The sequence below is a fragment of the Arthrobacter sp. 05L417 genome, assembly GCF_056397865.1.
The window spans coordinates 317,656-335,333 of the sequence record NZ_JBFTOG010000001.1; the positions used below are offsets into that span (position 1 = coordinate 317,656).

Sequence of the window (17,678 nt, forward strand, 5' to 3'; positions counted from 1 at the left end):
CCGGCCACCCGCGAACCCAGAACCGCGGGTGGTCTTCGCAGGCCCCCTCCACGGTACCCAGAGCCGGGAGGGGGCCGTCCAAACGTTCCAAGGGTGGAACGTTTGGACGGCCCCCGAACCTACTCCCGCCGGGCCCGGGTCAGTTCAGCCCGCGCAAACAGTTGGTCGTCAGAGGGATAGGCCACTTCCTCAAGCACCAAGGGGTGTGGCGCGGCGAGGACCGACTTGGCGTCCCTGACCCCAGCGAGCAGGCGCTCATGCAGCCACTCCGGACTCTCCAGGCCCTCCCCCACGCGCAATGCCGATCCCACCAGGGCCCGCACCATGTTGTGGCAGAATGCGTCGGCCTGGACGTTGGCGACCAATACACCGTCGCTGCCGCGGACGAATTCAAGCCGCTGCAGCTCGCGGATAGTCGTGGCACCTTCCCTAGGCTTGCAATAGGCGCGAAAGTCCTGAAGCCCAAGGAGCGACGCCGCCCCGGAATTCATCGCGTCCTCGTCCAACTCCGCCTTGTGCCAAAGGGTGAGCCTGCGCAAGACGGGATCCCAGCGTTCGGGGCCATCGGCAATCCGGTAACTGTAGCGGCGCCACAACGCTGAGAAGCGAGCGTCGAAACCGTCAGCCGCCAGTCCGACGTCGTGCACCTCGATGGCGCCGGTCTCATCATGCAGGACCCGGCTCAAGGCTCCGCGAAGCCTCCGGAGCAGCGCCGCAGCAGGGTCGATTTCGTGGCCCCTCGGCAGTCCACCCCACTCGGCCTCCGAGAGATCAATGTGCGCCACTTGTCCGCGGGCGTGGACGCCGGCGTCTGTCCGCCCCGCCACGGTGACCCGGACAGGGCGCCGGACGATCAGCGCCAACCCCTCTTCCAGCGATCCTTGCACTGTGCGAAGACCGGGCTGGAGCGCCCACCCGTTGAAAGGGCCGCCGTCGTACGAAAGATCCATCCGGACACGCAAAAACCCGCCGCCCCCCAAAACGGGGGCAGCGGGTTTTCGTTCGTTCATAGACTTAAGTCTACTGTGAAGAATTCAGTGAATTACTTCTTTTCCTCAGCGGCCGGAGCCTCTTCGGTTTCAGCAGCTTCAGCTTCAGGAGCCTCGGCTTCGGTCTCTGCGGCTTCAGCCTCAACGACCTCTTCCTCGGCAACCGGTGCGGCTTCTTCGGCAACCGGAGCAGCCTTCTCAGCGTCCTTCTTGGCAGCAGCAGTTGCCTCGGCAACTACAGCCTGCTTCGGGGAAACCGGCTCAAGAACCAGCTCGATGACAGCCATGGGAGCGTTGTCGCCCTTGCGGTTGCCGATCTTGGTGATACGGGTGTAGCCACCATCGCGGTTGGCAACGGCGCCGGCGATGTCGGTGAACAGCTCGTGGACGATGCCCTTGTCGCTGATCAGGCCGAGCACGCGACGGCGGGAGGACAGGTCGCCGCGCTTGGCGAAGGTCACGAGGCGCTCTGCGTACGGCTTCAGGCGCTTGGCCTTGGTGACCGTGGTGGTGATGCGCTTGTGCTCGAACAGCGATGCTGCCAGGTTCGCGAGCATCAGGCGCTCGTGAGCCGGACCGCCTCCGAGGCGCGGACCCTTAGTGGGGGTAGGCATAGTAATTTCTCCTGTAATGAAGGCCGTCCGGGTCCGAACGTGGACTCGGTGGCCAAGATCTGCTTGTTAGAGCTCGTCGTCGCTGAACGCGGCGTCGTCCTCTTCGATGGCTGCGGCGCGGGCTGCAAGATCGAAACCGGGAGGGGAATCCTTGAGGGACAGACCCAGTTCAACCAGCTTTGCCTTGACCTCGTCGATGGACTTCGCACCGAAGTTACGGATGTCCATCAGGTCAGCCTCGGAGCGGGCAACGAGTTCACCCACGGTGTGGATGCCCTCACGCTTGAGGCAGTTGTAGGAACGGACGGTGAGGTCCAGATCCTCGATCGGCAGTGCCATGTCAGCTGCCAGGGCAGCATCCGTCGGCGACGGGCCAATCTCGATACCTTCAGCTGCGGTGTTCAGCTCACGTGCAAGACCGAACAGTTCCACCAGCGTGGTGCCTGCCGAAGCAACAGCGTCGCGCGGGGCGATAGCCTGCTTGGTCTCGACGTCGACAATCAGCTTGTCGAAGTCAGTGCGCTGCTCAACACGGGTAGCTTCCACGCGGAAGGTAACCTTCAAGACCGGCGAGTAGATCGAGTCGACCGGGATACGGCCGATCTCGGAGTCGCCGGACTTGTTCTGAGCTGCCGAAACGTAGCCGCGACCGCGTTCGATGGTCAGTTCGAGTTCGAACTTGCCCTTCGAGTTCAGCGTGGCAATGTGCAGATCCGGGTTGTGGAATTCGACGCCGGCCGGCGGAGCGATGTCCGCGGCGGTGACGACTCCGGGGCCCTGCTTGCGCAGGTATGCAACAACCGGCTCATCGTGCTCGGAGGACACGGAGAGGTTCTTGATGTTCAGGATGATCTCAGTGACATCTTCCTTGACACCCGGAACCGTGGTGAACTCGTGCAGCACGCCATCGATCCGGATGCTGGTTACAGCGGCACCGGGGATGGAGGAGAGCAGGGTACGGCGGAGGGAGTTTCCGAGGGTGTAACCGAAGCCCGGTTCCAGCGGTTCAATGATGAAACGCGAGCGGTTCTCGGAGACTACTTCTTCAGACAGAGTGGGGCGCTGTGCAATAAGCACTTAGGTTTCCTTTCGGCGAGCATCCGCTATATGACGCAACACAGGTGGTGGAAATCGGCTTGGTTCCGGCTTTGCCGGCCGGGGCGCCACGGAACAGTCAGACTGTTCCGTGGCGAACCCGGCCGGCAAAGGCCAAGAATCCAATTAGACGCGGCGGCGCTTCGGCGGGCGGCAACCGTTGTGGGCGCTGGGGGTGACGTCCTGGATGGAGCCAACCTCGAGGCCAGCGGCCTGCAGCGAACGGATTGCGGTCTCGCGTCCGGATCCCGGTCCCTTGACGAACACGTCAACCTTGCGCAGACCGTGCTCCTGGGCACGCTTTGCAGCGGCCTCAGCAGCCATCTGGGCGGCGAACGGGGTGGACTTGCGGGAGCCCTTGAATCCAACCTCACCGGCGGAAGCCCAGGAGATTACAGCACCGTTCGGGTCCGTGATGGACACGATGGTGTTGTTAAAGGTGCTCTTGATGTGCGCTTGGCCAAGCGCGATATTCTTCTTGTCCTTCTTACGCGGCTTGCGAACCGCGCCACGAGTCTTCGGGGGCATTATTTCTCCTACAGAAAGTTATCGGGGGAAAACCGAGCTAATCCCAAGGGATTAACGTCCGGCCTTCTTCTTGCCGGCGACGGTACGCTTCGGGCCCTTGCGGGTACGAGCGTTGGTCTTCGTACGCTGACCGCGTACGGGCAGGCCCTTGCGGTGACGCAGGCCTTCGTAGCTGCCGATTTCAACCTTGCGGCGGATATCTGCTGCTACTTCGCGGCGAAGGTCACCCTCAACCTTGTAGTTGCCTTCAATGTAGTCACGCAGCTGGACCAGCTCGGCGTCAGTCAGGTCCTTGACGCGAACGTCAGCGCTGATGCCGGTGGCAGCCAGGGTTTCGTGTGCACGGGTCTTGCCCACGCCGTAGATGTAAGTAAGCGCAATTTCCAACCGCTTTTCGCGGGGAATGTCTACGCCAGCGAGACGAGCCATAGTGGCAGTACTCCTTGAATAAACCGGAGGTCGTAGGCAGTACACCCGCACTTTCAGTGCGGCCCCAGCCTCCGACCGGGGGTTAGCTGTCCGGGCTCCATACGTCCCAATTCAGCTTGTGCTGCCTTTATTTACTTGCGTGGGTTAGCAACCCAGGTTGCCCTCGCGGGCGCTAGTTCCCTTGCGGGGAATTAGCCCTGGCGCTGCTTGTGGCGCGGGTTCTCGCAGATCACCATGACCCGGCCATTACGGCGGATCACTTTGCACTTGTCGCAGATCTGCTTAACGCTCGGCTTGACCTTCATGGCGTTCCTTTGCGTGTTGCAGTTGGTCGGCTGAAACGGCTATACCCGGGTTTCCCGAGGCTGCCGCCCAGCAATTACTTGTAGCGGTAGACGATGCGACCACGTGTGAGGTCGTAAGGGCTCAGCTCCACCACTACGCGGTCCTCAGGGAGAATCCTGATGTAGTGCTGTCGCATCTTCCCCGAGATGTGTGCAAGAACGATGTGCTTGTTGGTGAGCTCAACGCGAAACATCGCATTGGGCAGCGCCTCAGTCACAACGCCCTCGATCTCAATGACCCCGTCCTTCTTGGCCATATCCTCCGCTAACTGTTGTTTGCCGCAGCCCTCCGGTTAGGCACCGGAAAATCTGCGGACGTTTTTTGTTTGTTTGGCCGTCCGGCTCCTGCCACTCCACGAAGCAGGACTCGCGACCTGTTAAATGGGCGTGGCTGTGCAGACAACCAACAGACAACTCTACGCCAAGACGGCGCGAAAGTTAAATCCGCCCATGCTAGCGCAGACACCGGCACGGTGTCACCCTTCCCCTGGCCGGGGAACTGCCTTGGATCCCGCTAAACCGCGCCGTAGGCAGGGAAGGTGCTTGCCGCCGTCGTGATGGATTCCGCGGCCGCGACACCGTCGAGGACAGCCAGGCGGACGGCGTCTGCCGCTGCGCTTTGCAGGGTGATGAGCGACACCTGCCTTGCTTGTTCCGAACTGCGGTCAAGCCCGACGGCGCCGGTCGCCAGCGCGAACACGGTGTCGCCGTCGGCGAGGGTATGGGAAGGACTCAGCGCCCGGGCGAGGCCGGCGTGTGCGGCACTCGCGGTGCGCTTGCATTCGGCCGGGTCGAGGACCGCGTTGGTGGCGACGACGACGAGCGTGGTGTTCAGCGCCGGAGGCCCCGCCGGTTCGGAGCTGCCGGATTCCGTCCGACGGGACGATGTGCCGAAAGGCATTCCCAGAGCGTTGACCACTGCGAGCGCACCCACCACCACGCCGCTGTCCAGGGTGATGGACGAGGTGCCAACTCCCCCTTTGAACGCGCCGCGCCCAATCACGGCACCGGTACCGGCACCGACGTTTCCGCGCACGACGTCGGCGTGCTCGCTTGACGCCGCAGCCGCACCGGCGGCTTCGTAACCCATGGCTTCGTCGGGGCGGGCTGCGAAGTCACCGCCGCGACCCAGGTCGAAGATCGCGGCGGCCGGGACGATCGGTACTACTCCCCCGGTCACGGCGAAACCGCGCCCTTGTTCTTCGCACCATCGCTGGGCGCCGTGGGCCGTGACCAAACCGAAGGCGCTACCGCCGGTGAGCACAACGGCGTCGACCGTGGGCACCAGCGTGGTGGGGTCGAGGGCGTCCGTCTCGTGCGTGCCGGGGCCGCCGCCACGCACATCCACCGATCCCACCGTCCCCGGCGGCGGAAGGACAACGGTCACCCCGCTCAGCCAGCCACCGCCGATCCGCTGGACATGTCCCACCCGGATTCCTGGCACATCAGTGATCTTGGAAGTCATGGGCCTATTCTGCTCCTCCCCACCCAAGTAGCTCGCAGTTGTTGTCGTTATGGCGGCTCATAACGACAACAACTGCGAGCCAGTTGGGTGTGAACGGTGCAGTCGTGCCTACACCGCTGCTCCGATCCGGGACAGCGCGTCCCTCAAGGCTTTCGCCGAGACGTCGATGAAGTGCGCGCCGTCGTACGGGGCGGCGCGCAAGTCGCCGAGCCGCGGCGCGTCGCCCCGTTCCGCGCGTTCCGCGTAGTCCGCAGCCATGTTCCGGATGCTGGCCACCTCTTCGGGGTCCAGGTCAGGGTGCATGGCAATCCATTCAGGATCGTCGATGCCGATCGGCAAGTGCAGGGTGGGGCCTGCGTTCTCGATGGAGAGCGGCAGGTCCGGGTTTTCGGCGCGCAGGATGCCGAGAACCGCATCCCAATCGATCGAGCCCTGGCCGATCGGTGCGAAGACCCGCCCGAACACGCCGTCTTGTTCGCCCAGGACAAAGTCCCGCAAGTGCGTGGCCCGGGTGTACGGTGCCACGCGACGCGCAGCGGCCACAGGGTCTTCCCCGCGCACCACCACGTTGGCCGTGTCGAAGGTAACCCCGAGGACGTCCGGCCCCACGGCTTCCACCAAGCGGACGATTTCGTAGCTCGTGATCTCTTCGTGGGTCTCGATGTTCATGTGCACGCCGTGATCCCGGGCCACCGGCGCAAGCAGCCGCAGGAACTTCTCGATCGCCACGAGCTGGTCGGCCCACGGTGCGTCGGTCCGAAAGCGGTCGAAAACGTAGTAGCCCGGCATGCCGCGCTGGTAGTTGGCACACGCCACCCACAAGTCGGTCACTCCGGCGGCTTCGTGGGCGGCCTCGATCATCTTGATCATGCCGCGCGTGTAGTCGCCGTCGCCGAGCCTGCGAACCTGGGGCGCTTCGGCCGTCGCGTACGGGTTGACCTTGGCCAGACCCATCTGGAGGTACAGGTTGAGTGAGTCCGCACAGTCCCGGACTTCTGCGAGCAAGCCGCGGTCCAGGGTTGGGGAGACGTCCATGACGCTACGGAAATACACCCCTTCCATCCCCATGCCGTGCGCCCGCTCAAGGATACGGATCGCCGAGTCGTCCGCTTCGTGGGGGATTTTGCTTCCATCGACACCAATTCGCATTTTCGCGTCCTTAGCTAGTTCTTCGTGTTTGTCTTGTCCGCCGCGGGTGCTCTCCGGAGCCCCGAGCGGTACCCAGAGAGGTCGCCCCTAGCGTCCCCAGTTGTAGAAAGTGGTTGACGAGGCGTAGTCAAAGGCCTTTACCGAGTGGGCCAGCACCGCCGTGAACTGCGCACGGTAGAGGATGATGGTGGGCGAACTGGCCCGCCACGCGTCCACCAGGGCATTGATGTACGGCTGCTGCGCCTGGAGATCCGGGGCGTTGTCGAGCTTCTTCATGAGATCCGGCGTGCCTGGAATGCAGATGTGCTGGTTGTTGAAGCTGCTGCCACAGGTCATCTTCTTGCGGAGTTCGTAGGCAGCCACCGCACCGGCGCTCTCGAAAAGCAGCGCAGACTGGTATTTGCCCGTGTTGAACTTCGTGGCAAAGGCCGTGGGCGTCTGCGAGTCGATGTTGACCGTGACCCCTATGTCTTCCCACGAGGCTTTCAGGATCGTCGCAAGCGTGGAGACCCCTGGCGATGTCGGGTTGATCATGAGGTCGATCTGGGGGTTCACCAGGCCCGACTCCTTGACCAAGGCCCGTGCCCTGTCCTTGTCGAGCGGGCGCGCGGCCGAGCGGTGCGCGTCGAAGCCGGGTGTTCCTGGAACGAAGGGACCGTAGTAGCTGTCCGCGTATCCGTAAGCCACGCTGGCCTTGATTTGTTCGTACGGCACCGCGTACGTCAGCGCCTCCCGCAATTTTGGATTCGACGTCACGCCGGAGGAGTTGTCGAATGACACCGTGACCGGAGCAAATGCCGGGGCCGCGGTGACCGTGCAGCAGTCGTTCTGGCTTAGTTCGTGAACCACGTAGGGTGGCAGCCCCAGGGTCACATCCGCCTCTCCACGGCGGGCCTGCAGCATCAGGGTCGGGATCGAGGTGATGAAGTTGACGCGGACCACCGGTTCCTTGGCGGCTTGGCCGTAGTAGTTCGGATTGCGCTTGAGGACCGCGTAGTTGTTGGCCACGTACTCGTCCAGGACGTAGGGGCCGCTACTGCTGGCTGTGTGCGCGGACAACCATTGATTCGGCACGCCTTTCTTGTCCTCGCCATGTTCCTTGATGACTTTCGGGTCATAGATCGACCCGCGGCTCTGCGCCAACGTCACCAGGATCGCGGGGTATGCACGTGATAGCTGGAGCCGGACAGTCTCTGGGTCCACCACGACGACGCTGCTAATCAGGGGCGGGTCCGTCAGGCCGATCTGCAGGCCAAGGGATCCGCACCCTCCGATGGTGAGGTTCCGCATGATCGAGTACCGGACGGCCTCGGCGTCCAAAGGGTTGCCGTTCGCGAATTTGGCTCCCGGATGCAAGGAGAACGTGTAGGCCTTCCCGTCGGGGGAAACCGTCCAGGATGTGGCCAAGTCCCCTTTGACGCGGGCAGGATCAGTATTGGCCACGAGCGTGCCGTCGGGCTGTTGATCCTCGTCGAGCTTGACCAGCCGGGCGTAAAAGTTGCTAGCAAAGCTGTTCTCATTGCCCGCGCAGACGAAAGCCGGATCAATGTTGGTCAGCGTCGTGGCCCAGTTTACGGTGAAGGGCCGGCTGCTCGGGGCCGACGAAGCAGCCGGACTGGCACAGCCCGCCAGGGCGAGCAGGCCCGCCGCGGCGAGGAACGCCGTCGTCCTCTTCGTCAGGGTGCGCAGGGAGGGCAGGGTCCTCATTTCACTTTCCTTCCATGGCTGCGGCCGTCCCGGCCGCCGCAAGCGCATTTGCCCGACGGCGAGCGCCCGGCACCGCGTCAAGCAACGCACGGGTATAGGGATGGGTGGTGTTGTCGAAGACGTCCGCTGAAGTTCCGGCCTCGACGATCTGTCCCGAATTCATGACGGCGATGTGATGGCTCATGAGCCGCGCCACCGCCAGGTCATGGACGATGAACAAATAGGTCAACCCGAGCTCATCCTGGAGGTCGCTCAGGAGGTTGAGGACCTGGGCCTGGATGGAGACGTCCAGCGCGCTCACGGGTTCGTCCAAGACCACGAGGTCCGGATTGAGGACCAGTGCCCTGGCAATCGCGATCCGCTGGCGTTGACCGCCGGAGAACGCGAACGGATAGCGTTGCGCCTGCTTGAGGGTGATCCCCACGCGGTCAAGCACTTCCTCGACCCGGCGCGAGCGCTCCGCCGGGTCCGAGACGCCGTGGATGACCAACGGCTCTTCCACGAGGTCGGCAACTGTGAAGCGGGGGTCGAGGGATCCGTTGGGGTCCTGGAACACCATCTGGATGCGCTTGCGCATCCGCCGCATCTCCGGCTTCGACAAGGACGTGAGGTCGACGCCGTCGAACTCGATCAGTCCGCTGTCTACTGCGGTCAGGCCCATGACGCACGCAGCCGTGGTGGACTTGCCGCTGCCCGATTCCCCCACGAGCCCCAGTGTTTGTCCGCGGCGCAGTTCGAAGGAGACATCCCGCAGGATCTGTGTCCGGTTCCGGGAACCGACACCCCTGCCGTAGGACTTATTGAGGTTCTCCACCCGCAAGAGCGGGGCTGTGGCTGCGTTGCTCATGCTGCATCTCCTGGAGTGTCGCTTGCGAAATGGCAGCGGACGACGGCGCCGCCCGCCAAGGCGCGCGCCTCGGGCCGTTCAGTTGCGCACCGTAGTTCGTCCCGGCCGATCGGGCATCGGGACACAAAGGGGCATCCGGGCTCATCCACGGAAAGGTCCGGGGGCGAGCCGGGGATGGCCGGCAACGCTCCACGCTTGGCAGTGGCGGGGTCGATGACACAGTCGAGGAGCGCCTTCGAGTAGGGGTGCGCCGGCGAGCCGAAAAGGGACCGGGTGCTGCTGGATTCGACGAACCGTCCCGCATACATGACGTTGACGCTGTCGCAGAGTTCTTCCACGATCCCCAGGTTGTGGGTGATCATCACCAGCGCATTGCCGCGTTCGTCGCAGATCTTGGCCAGGAGGTCGAGGACTTGCGCCTGCGTGGTGACGTCCAGGGCCGTGGTGGGTTCGTCGGCGATGACCACGGCGGGGTCGTTCGCGATGGCCATGGCAATGAGCACGCGCTGCCTCATGCCCCCGGAGTACTGGTGTGGGTAGTCGGCGATCCTCCGTTCGGGATCGTTGACGCCCACTTCGGCGAGGAGTTCGCAGGCCATCCGCCGGGCCACCTTGGCGGACACGTCCTGGTGCACCCGGATGGTTTCCACGAACTGGGTTCCGATGGTCTTGAGGGGATCGAGGGCAGCCATCGGGTCTTGGAACACCAAGCCGATGTCGCGGCCCCGGATCTTGGAGATCCCGGCGTCGTCAAGGCCCACGAGCTCTGTCCCGTTGAGCTTGACGCTGCCGCCGACAATGCGTCCCGGTGGCGGAACGAGCCCCACGAGGGACATGGCGAGGGCGGATTTCCCGGAGCCCGATTCACCGACGATCGCCAATCTCTGCCGCTTGTAGAGGTCGAACGATACCTCCCGCACCGCGTGGACGGTTCCCGAGGCTGTATCGAAGTTGGTGGTTAGTCCGTTGACGCTCAGTACGGGCGCCTGGTCCGTGATCACGTCGCGGGCCATGCTCCGGGAAGGAAAAGGAAGTGCGTTGGTGTGCGACATTAGCGGGCTCCTACTCGGGTGCGGGGATCTGCCGCGGTCATGATGAGGTCCGCGGCAAGGCTGACCACCACGTAGAGGATGGCGGCCAGCAGGAGCACGGCCTGGACCACGGCAAAGTCCTTCTGGATGATGGCGTCTGCGGTCATGGAACCGATGCCCGGCCACCCGAACACTTTCTCGACCAGCAGGCTTCCCGCCAGGAGATCGGCGAACAACAGCGAAGCAGCCGGTAACAGTGCCAACAGCCCGTGCGGAGCCACGTGGCGGGAATAGACCGGGAACCTGCGCAGGCCATGGCTCTGGGCGACGGTGACGAAAGTTTCGCGCAGCGTGCCGCGGAGCTGGTTCCGGTACAGCCGGCTGAGGAAGGCGAACGGACCCAGGGCGATAATTATCGCGGGCAGAATCAGGTGCCAGCCCGCATTGACGAAGGTTCCCCACTGTCCCGCAAGCAGGGCGTCCACGGTAAACATGCCGGTGACGTTCGGCGGACGGAGGGTCCCTGGTGACAGTCGGCCCTCGGGACCCGGGAATATCCCGAGCTGGATCGAGAGAACCAGCAAGGCGAGAAGGGCGATCCAGAAGGGTGGCGATCCCATGGCCAGGGAGGAAGCGATTCGAAGAAACCGGTCCGGCCAGCGGCGTCGTGAGTAGACGGCGATGCTCGCGGCGAGGACCGCCGCCACAATGGCAATGATGACCGACAGCAGCCCCAGTTCGATCGTCGCCGGCAGCCGTTGGGCAAGGAGGCTGCCCACGCTGTTGCCGGTGCTGTACGAGAAACCGAAGTCGCCGCGGAGGAGCGAGCCCATGTAGTTGCCGTACTGGACGAACAGGTTGTCATCCAGTCCCATCGACTTGCGCAGCGCGGCGATGGCGTCGTCGGTGGCCGCATCGCCGGCAATGGCGCGGGCCGGGTCGCCGGGAACCTTGCGAAGGAGGATGAAGGCGAAGATCGAAGCCCCGAAGACCGTGGCCAGTGCTACTCCGAGCCGTTTGAAAATGGTGTTAATCATCGGGAAACCTCATTTCGCCTGGATAAATTCACCGCGTGGGTCCAGGACTTCCCGGGCCCTGTCGGCGATCATGGTGGTCAGGCTGACGGCAAGGAGCAGGCCCAGGCCGGGGAAACCCGCGATCCACCATTGACCGGTCAGGAAGAATTGTTGGCCGTCGGTGATCATTTCTCCCCATTCGGCCGTCGGGGGTTGCGCACCGAGGCCCAGGTAGCCGAGGGCAGCCAGGGAGAGCACCGCCGCGCCGAAGACGGCGGCCATCTGCAGGATCATGATCGGGACCAGGTGCGGGAAAACGTGGCGGAACAGCACGCGGGCGGGGTGTGCTCCGAGTGCGACGGTGGAGCGAACGAAATCCTGGCCGTACAAGCGCATCACCTCGCCGCGAAGGGTCCGCATGTACCAGGGGAACGAGTGCAGCGAAAGCCCGATGACCACCGCCGTCACGCCCGGCTGCAGTGCCATCGCGATCGCCATTGCCAGAAGAATGGCCGGGAAGCAGAGGATGGAGTTGGTCAGCCACGTGAAGAGTGTGTCCACCCAGCCGCGCATGGATCCCGCCAAAAGGGCCGCGATACACCCGGCGACCGCGCCGATCAACGCAATGGTCAGGCCCGCCAGGATCGATGTCCGGCCACCAGCCAGGACGCGGGCCAACACGTCACGGCCTGTGTCGTCCGTGCCCATGGGATGTCCCAGGCTGGGAGCCTGAAGGACGGCGCCGAGGTTGATGGCATCGGGCTGGACGCGCCAGACCAAGGGGCCAATCAGGGTGGCCATAATGAGGGCGGCCAAGAACGACAAGGTCAAGGTCAACGCCCTGTCCCGCCGAAGGAAGCTCCTGAAGGGTCTCCTTCTGGCCGGGACAACGATCTGTGGGGCGGCAATGGCTGTCATGAGAGTCCTTCCTCTCCGGAAAGGATCGTGGCCGGCTTTTTCACGCCGGCACCGATCGATGTGAGGATCGTCCGCACGGTGGCGGCACTGTGGAGCAGTTGGCGACGGCGCTCGGCAGGGGCGGGTTCGTCGTCCCAATCGGCGAGCGCCGGGATATGCCCGCGCGCCACGCCGTCATGCGTCGCAACACCGAGCCGGGCCAACTGGCCCAGCCCCGCGGCGTCGAGGTGGGGTTCGTGGGTGAACCACGAACGGTCGAAAACCGGAGCGTCGAACTTTCCCCGGTGCTGTTCCAGGGTGAAGTCGCGTACCCCGGCACGGAACAGGTGGCCAAGGATCGCTTCCCAATCGAAGACCCCCTCGCCGATTGCCCGCAAGCGACGCCGGTAGCCGTGCGGCAAGGGGAACAGGACCGCGTCCTCCAAATGGGTCATCCTGACCTGAGGTCCAAGCACCTGGGCTGCCTCGACCGGGTCTTCTCCCCGAACCACCAGGTTGGCTACATCGAATCCGATTCCGAAGACTGCAGGATCCAATGCCTGGACAAGCGTCTGCACCTCCGGTGAAGCCAAGTCTTCGTGCGTCTTGACGTTGATGCGGACCTTGGCGTCACGCGCCGCGGGTGCGAGTGCCTCTAGGTTCGCGCGGATAAGCCGGAGCTGGGCAGGGTGGTCGAGGAACCTGCCTTGTTCCACGGCCCCTTCGCGAACTGATCGTGTGTAAACAAAGAACTCAGTGACGCCTAGTTCCAGGCCGCGGGCCAGGGTCCTGTTCAGCCCGGCCCGAATCCTGGCGGGATCATCGAACGGTCCCGCGCAGCCCAGGCCAAGCTGGAGCTCGACGTCTGCGCGCCGGGCTTCCTCCGCCACCTCGTTCAGTTCGTCAGGAGCCTCACCGGAAAGTTCCGCCGCGATGCTGTTGAGCACCACGAGGGTGAAGCCATCTTCCAAGGCGGCCCGCAGCGATTCGACCAGTGGCCGGTCTTCATGGCCCGGGTAGCGGGTGAACTGGACTCCCAGCCGCGTCTCGGGCAGTTCGCCGGTGCCGACGGCCCGTGAATCAGGTAGCAGGTGTGTGATCTGGGTCATGTTGGCCAAGATACACTCGTAAGACGTCTTACGAAAGAGTAGATTTTTCGAACACCATGTGAGACGCTTCGTTGACGGAAGTGGATCGGCGAACAGCATGCCTAGCAAGGAGGGCACCATGACGGTGAATGGCCGGCGCAGCGTCGTCGACGATGCGATCGATGACATCCGCCTGCGGATCCGGGAGGGCGAATGGGGCCTCGGAGACCGCATTCCCCCCGAGCCGGAGCTTGGAAAGGCCTTGGGCCTCAGCCGGGCACCCCTCCGGGAAGCCCTCCGCGCCTTGGTACACGCAGGCCTTCTGGTGACGCGTCAAGGTGACGGAACCTTCGTCGCCGCCGTGGACGAGCAAGAAGTCGCCTTGCGCAAAGGCCTCCAGGGAGCGGACAGGCTCGAGGCCATCGAAGTCCGCCGCAGCCTTGACATTCCTGCGGCCGCCCTCGCGGCGCAGCGCCGGGACCAGGAGGACCTCGACAAGCTCCAGGACGCGCTCGATCGACGCCGCGCCGCCGCGGAAGCCCACGACGAAGACGGATTCCGGCTGGCAGACATCGACTTCCACCGGGCCGTGGTGGGCGCCGCGCACAACCAGCTCCTGGCCGGCATCTATGGTTCCCTCGCGGAGAGCATCGACGGTTCTTGGACATCGCCCGAGGGCCTGAACCGTGCTGCCCACGCCGAGCACGATAGCCATAACGAGCTTTTTGACGCCATTCGCGACCGCTCCACACAGGACGCCATGCTTGTGGCTGGAGCGATCCTGGACAACCAGGCTTCGGATTTGGAGGGCAAGGCCGCGGGCTCCACCGGCACCTAGGATCTCCGAACCGCGACAACACCCTCAAGGAGAGCCGTGATCACGCGCATCAAAGCCGCCTTCATCATTGGCTATGCCGACGGCGACCACTGCATCCTGCCCGACGCGGAACTGGTCCACGAAGACGGAACCATTGTCTTCGTGGGACGGGACTACCCCGGAGTCGTGGACATCGACGTCGACGCCGGACAGGCAATCGTCTCCCCCGGATTCATCGACTTGAACGCCTTGGCCGATATCGACCACGCTCTCTTCGATTCGTGGCCGGATCCCGATCGGCGCCTGGGCCTCGTCTGGTCCGAGTCCTACCTACGGAACCACGGAGCCGTGTTCACCCGCGAGCAGGCACGGTTCCGACGTGAGTTTGCCCTATCGCAATTGGTCCGCAACGGCATCACCACGCTCATGCCCATTGCGTCCGAGAGCTATCACGAATGGTGCGAGGACTACGAGGACCTTGCCGACACCGCTGCCGCCGTGGAGGCCCTCGGCCTCCGGGCCTACCTGGGGCCGAGCTACCGCACCGCGGTCCCCTATACGGACGGCAAGCGGGTGATGCTCCACGAGGACGAACGGCGCGGCCTCGATGGCCTGGATCAAGCTGTCCGCTTCGCCCAGGATTACGAAGGGCGGGCCCAAGGGCTGATCAGGACGGCCCTGCTACCCGCCCGGATCGAAACGCAGACCGAACAGACCCTCCGCCTCACCCGGCAAGCCGCCGATGAGCTCAGGGTTCCGGTGCGCCTGCACGCCGCCCAGGGGCTCTTCGAAGTCGAGACCGTGATCGCCCGCACGGGACGGCGTCCACTCCCCTATTTGGCCGATCTCGGTTTCCTCGCGGAACGCACCTACATTCCCCACGCGTGGACCATCCCCGGACATCCTCACATGCCTGCGGCCGCGGGCGCGGGGGACGACCTGGCGTTGCTCGCCGGGTCCGGAACGTCGGTCCTGCTCTGTCCCATCCCCATGGCCCACTACGGCGGGATGCTCGACAACTATGACTCCTACCGAGAGCGCGGAGTGCGGATCGTACTGGGCACCGACTCTGCCCCGCCCAACATGATCCGGGCCATGGACCTGGCGATGGGAATGACCAAGACCCTCACGGGGGACCGTACAAGCGCCCAGGCCGCGGACTTGTTTCGCTCGGCCACCCTGGACCCGGCCGAATCGCTCGACCGTTCCGACCTGGGACGCCTGGCGCCGGGGGCGCAGGCCGACTATTTCATCCTGGACCTGACTCGCAGTCACATCGGCCCGCACGCCGACCCCATCCGCACCCTGATCATGAACACGGACGGACGGGACATCACGCGGGTGGCGGTGGCCGGACGGACCATCGTTGACAAGGGAGAAATCGTCACCGTGGATACGAGCGACTACCGGGAACGCGCCCAGGATTTCCTGGACCACTACATTGCGTCCCTGACCGCCTCGGATTACGCCCGGCGCCCCATCCACGAACTCCTTCCACCCAGCTTTCCCCTGCGCTGAACGAGCACAGCATGCGGATTCCGCACAAACGGTAGTCGTGCCTCGAATGTAAACACGGCCCTATCCGCCACGAAACATCGAGTAAACGAACGCAGAAGGCTTGTCCAACAATCCCGCGAACGGTCCGTTTTTTGACTTGACAGGTGTTTCCGTGTGGTGAGGTAAAACTAGCCGCCCCCCTTGACCCAACAGTTCGGGTCCGGGGCGCCCCGATATCTGCGAACCGTTAGAGACCTCCCATGACAAGACAACTGACTGGCAGCCCTGCGGCCCCCGCGCAGGCTCTCCCGGCCCTTCAGCGCCGGGGACGTTGGTCCGGCCGAACCCGACGCGACTTCTTTGTGTTCCTGGCACTGGCTTTGCCGAACCTGGCGCTGATCGCGGTATTCACGTATCTGCCCCTGATCAACAACATGTATTACTCAACCCTTGACTGGACCTTGGGCTCCACCTCGGCCACCGTTGTGGGCCTCGACAACTACGTCACCTTCTTCACCAGTTCCGACGCCCCCCAAGTACTCGGCACCACCCTTATCTTCACTGTCGTCACTGTCGGCGGTTCCATGGTGCTGGGCCTCTTGGTGGGCCTGGCCCTGAACGCGAAGGTCCGGGGCACCACCTTTGCGCGCTCTGCTGTCTTCGCCCCCTACGTCCTCAGCGGCGTAGGCGTCGGCCTCGTGTGGCTGTTCATCTTCGACCCCGGATACGGCGTGCTGTCATGGCTGCTCCGGGGCATCGGCCAGCAAAGCCCCCAGTGGATCAACGATCCACAACTCTCCCTCGTGATGGTCATCATCGTTTACGTCTGGAAGAACCTGGGCTACTGCGCGGTCGTCTACCTCGCCGGGCTCCAGTCGCTCCCGAAGGACGTCATGGAGGCGGCTTCCCTGGATGGCGCCAACGGCTTCCGCCGCTTCATGAGCATCTCCGTTCCCCTGCTTTCGCCCACCACGTTCTTCCTGCTGATCACCACGATGATCAGCTCGCTTCAAGCCTTCGACCTGATCCGCATCATGACGCCGCTGGGCAACGGCACCAGCACGCTGATCTACGAGGCCTATCTGCAGGCCTTCGGAGCCTACAACCGCGCGGGATACTCCGCCGCCATCTCGGTAGTGCTCTTCGCCATCCTGCTCATCATCACCGTGCTCCAGTTGCGGTTCGTCGAACGGAAGGTGCACTACTCGTGAGCACGCTCTCCCCCGTCAGCCCCAACTCCGCAAGCGGCGTCGGGACCCTGAAAGCTCCCGACGCCGGTCCGGAGCTCCCGGCGCGGCGCGACAAGCCGCTCTCCCGCTCGAACCTTGTCCAGACACTGGCAGGCGGCTACATCCCGCTGATCGTGGCCACCCTCGTGGTGGTCCTGCCGCTGTTGTGGATGCTGCTTAGTTCCTTCAAACAGCCCGGCGAGATCGTCACCACGGACCTCAGGATCCTTCCGCAGGGCCTGAACCTGGAGAACTACCACACGGCCATGACCACAGTGCCGTTCGCACAGTTCTTCCTGAACAGCCTGATCGTCACCACGGTCGGTTCCACGGTCAAGGTGATCCTGGCGATCCTGACGGCGTACGCCCTGGTTTTCGTCCGTTTCCCGTTCAAGAACATCATCTTCGTCGTGATCCTCGTGGCCCTGATGGTGCCGCCGCAGGTGTCGATCCTCCCCAACTACATCCTGATTGCGGGAATCGGCGGGAAGAACACCCTGTGGGGAATCATCCTTCCGGGACTCGGCACGGCCTTTGGGACCTTCCTCCTTCGCCAGCATTTCAAGACCCTTCCGGGGTCCATCCTCGAGGCCGCGGAAATCGACGGCGCGGGCCATTGGCGCAGGCTGTGGCAAGTGGTCGTCCCCGTATCACTCCCCTCCATCGCCACGGTTGCCCTCGTCACTGTGGTCAGCGAATGGAACGACTACATCTGGCCGCTGATCATCACGGACCGGCCGGAAACCATGACCCTCCCGGTCGGCCTGACCTTGCTTCAGAACTCTGAAGGCAACGGCGCGGGCTGGGGGATCTTGATGGCTGGAGCCGTCCTGGTGATCATCCCCATCCTCCTGGTCTTCGCAGCGTTGCAACGCTACATAGTTGCCGGGCTCACCCAGGGCAGCGTCACCGGCTAATAACACAGCACTTCCACAC

19 protein-coding genes are annotated in these 17,678 nt (G+C 63.9%); 4 read left to right on the forward strand and 15 right to left on the reverse strand.

Annotated elements, in window-relative coordinates; translation table 11 throughout:
- Nucleotides 1–119: 119 nt before the first annotated feature.
- From AC1DJW_RS01440 to AC1DJW_RS01510, 15 genes are all read right to left on the reverse strand, one after another.
- Nucleotides 120–1,010 carry a tRNA pseudouridine synthase A gene (locus AC1DJW_RS01440; protein WP_476900552.1) on the reverse strand — a complete coding sequence of 297 codons (891 nt, stop codon included), beginning with the start codon at nt 1,008–1,010 and terminating at the stop codon, nt 120–122.
- 32 nt (nt 1,011–1,042) lie between these two features.
- Nucleotides 1,043–1,603, reverse strand: a complete 561-nt coding sequence (gene rplQ / locus AC1DJW_RS01445; RefSeq protein WP_390278728.1) for a 50S ribosomal protein L17 — start codon at nt 1,601–1,603, stop codon at nt 1,043–1,045.
- 66 nt (nt 1,604–1,669) lie between these two features.
- A complete protein-coding gene (locus AC1DJW_RS01450) occupies nt 1,670–2,680 on the reverse strand; it encodes a DNA-directed RNA polymerase subunit alpha (protein ID WP_011692778.1) in 1,011 nt (336 codons plus the stop codon).
- Nucleotides 2,681–2,824: 144 nt separating this feature from the next.
- Nucleotides 2,825–3,226: a 30S ribosomal protein S11 gene (gene rpsK / locus AC1DJW_RS01455; protein ID WP_028265083.1), complete on the reverse strand. Its 402-nt coding sequence runs from the start codon at nt 3,224–3,226 to the stop codon at nt 2,825–2,827.
- Between the two features lie 51 nt (nt 3,227–3,277).
- Complete coding sequence (rpsM, locus tag AC1DJW_RS01460) at nt 3,278–3,655, reverse strand: 30S ribosomal protein S13 (RefSeq protein WP_011775569.1); 378 nt, start codon at nt 3,653–3,655, stop codon at nt 3,278–3,280.
- A gap of 191 nt (nt 3,656–3,846) precedes the next feature.
- Nucleotides 3,847–3,960 (reverse strand): 50S ribosomal protein L36, encoded by a 114-nt coding sequence (gene rpmJ, locus AC1DJW_RS01465; protein ID WP_011775570.1) that lies wholly within the window; start codon nt 3,958–3,960, stop codon nt 3,847–3,849.
- Nucleotides 3,961–4,034: 74 nt separating this feature from the next.
- On the reverse strand, nt 4,035–4,256 hold the full coding sequence (infA, locus tag AC1DJW_RS01470) for a translation initiation factor IF-1 (RefSeq protein WP_009358723.1): 222 nt from the start codon (nt 4,254–4,256) through the stop codon (nt 4,035–4,037).
- Between the two features lie 257 nt (nt 4,257–4,513).
- On the reverse strand, nt 4,514–5,464 hold the full coding sequence (locus tag AC1DJW_RS01475; RefSeq protein WP_284755167.1) for a P1 family peptidase: 951 nt from the start codon (nt 5,462–5,464) through the stop codon (nt 4,514–4,516).
- A gap of 108 nt (nt 5,465–5,572) precedes the next feature.
- A complete protein-coding gene (locus AC1DJW_RS01480) occupies nt 5,573–6,613 on the reverse strand; it encodes a sugar phosphate isomerase/epimerase family protein (protein WP_476900553.1) in 1,041 nt (346 codons plus the stop codon).
- A gap of 87 nt (nt 6,614–6,700) precedes the next feature.
- Nucleotides 6,701–8,320, reverse strand: a complete 1,620-nt coding sequence (locus AC1DJW_RS01485; RefSeq protein WP_476900554.1) for an ABC transporter substrate-binding protein — start codon at nt 8,318–8,320, stop codon at nt 6,701–6,703.
- 1 nt (nt 8,321) lies between these two features.
- Complete coding sequence (locus AC1DJW_RS01490; RefSeq protein WP_390278718.1) at nt 8,322–9,167, reverse strand: ATP-binding cassette domain-containing protein; 846 nt, start codon at nt 9,165–9,167, stop codon at nt 8,322–8,324.
- Entirely contained in the window at nt 9,164–10,219 is a 1,056-nt protein-coding gene (locus tag AC1DJW_RS01495) for an ABC transporter ATP-binding protein (RefSeq protein WP_476900555.1), read from the reverse strand. The genes AC1DJW_RS01490 and AC1DJW_RS01495 overlap by 4 nt, the downstream gene beginning before the upstream one ends.
- Nucleotides 10,219–11,235 (reverse strand): ABC transporter permease, encoded by a 1,017-nt coding sequence (locus AC1DJW_RS01500; protein ID WP_476900556.1) that lies wholly within the window; start codon nt 11,233–11,235, stop codon nt 10,219–10,221. The genes AC1DJW_RS01495 and AC1DJW_RS01500 overlap by 1 nt, the downstream gene beginning before the upstream one ends.
- Nucleotides 11,236–11,244: 9 nt before the next feature.
- The gene (locus tag AC1DJW_RS01505; RefSeq protein WP_476900557.1) at nt 11,245–12,132 is read right to left on the reverse strand and encodes an ABC transporter permease; all 888 of its coding nucleotides are present in this window, start codon (nt 12,130–12,132) and stop codon (nt 11,245–11,247) included.
- Complete coding sequence (locus AC1DJW_RS01510) at nt 12,129–13,220, reverse strand: sugar phosphate isomerase/epimerase family protein (RefSeq protein WP_476900558.1); 1,092 nt, start codon at nt 13,218–13,220, stop codon at nt 12,129–12,131. Before AC1DJW_RS01510 ends, AC1DJW_RS01505 begins: the two co-directional genes overlap by 4 nt.
- A 97-nt stretch (nt 13,221–13,317) precedes the next feature.
- Between AC1DJW_RS01510 and AC1DJW_RS01515 the strand changes: the two genes are divergently transcribed.
- The 4 genes from AC1DJW_RS01515 to AC1DJW_RS01530 all read left to right on the forward strand — a co-directional run bounded on the left by AC1DJW_RS01515 (nt 13,318) and on the right by AC1DJW_RS01530 (nt 17,659).
- A complete protein-coding gene (locus tag AC1DJW_RS01515; protein ID WP_476900559.1) occupies nt 13,318–14,037 on the forward strand; it encodes a FadR/GntR family transcriptional regulator in 720 nt (239 codons plus the stop codon).
- A gap of 36 nt (nt 14,038–14,073) precedes the next feature.
- Nucleotides 14,074–15,534 (forward strand): chlorohydrolase family protein, encoded by a 1,461-nt coding sequence (locus AC1DJW_RS01520; protein WP_476900560.1) that lies wholly within the window; start codon nt 14,074–14,076, stop codon nt 15,532–15,534.
- A 239-nt stretch (nt 15,535–15,773) separates the two neighbouring features.
- Nucleotides 15,774–16,724: a carbohydrate ABC transporter permease gene (locus AC1DJW_RS01525; protein WP_476900561.1), complete on the forward strand. Its 951-nt coding sequence runs from the start codon at nt 15,774–15,776 to the stop codon at nt 16,722–16,724.
- Between the two features lie 47 nt (nt 16,725–16,771).
- Nucleotides 16,772–17,659, forward strand: coding sequence for a carbohydrate ABC transporter permease (locus AC1DJW_RS01530; RefSeq protein ID WP_476900587.1), 888 nt, complete (start codon nt 16,772–16,774; stop codon nt 17,657–17,659).
- Nucleotides 17,660–17,678: the final 19 nt, after the last annotated feature.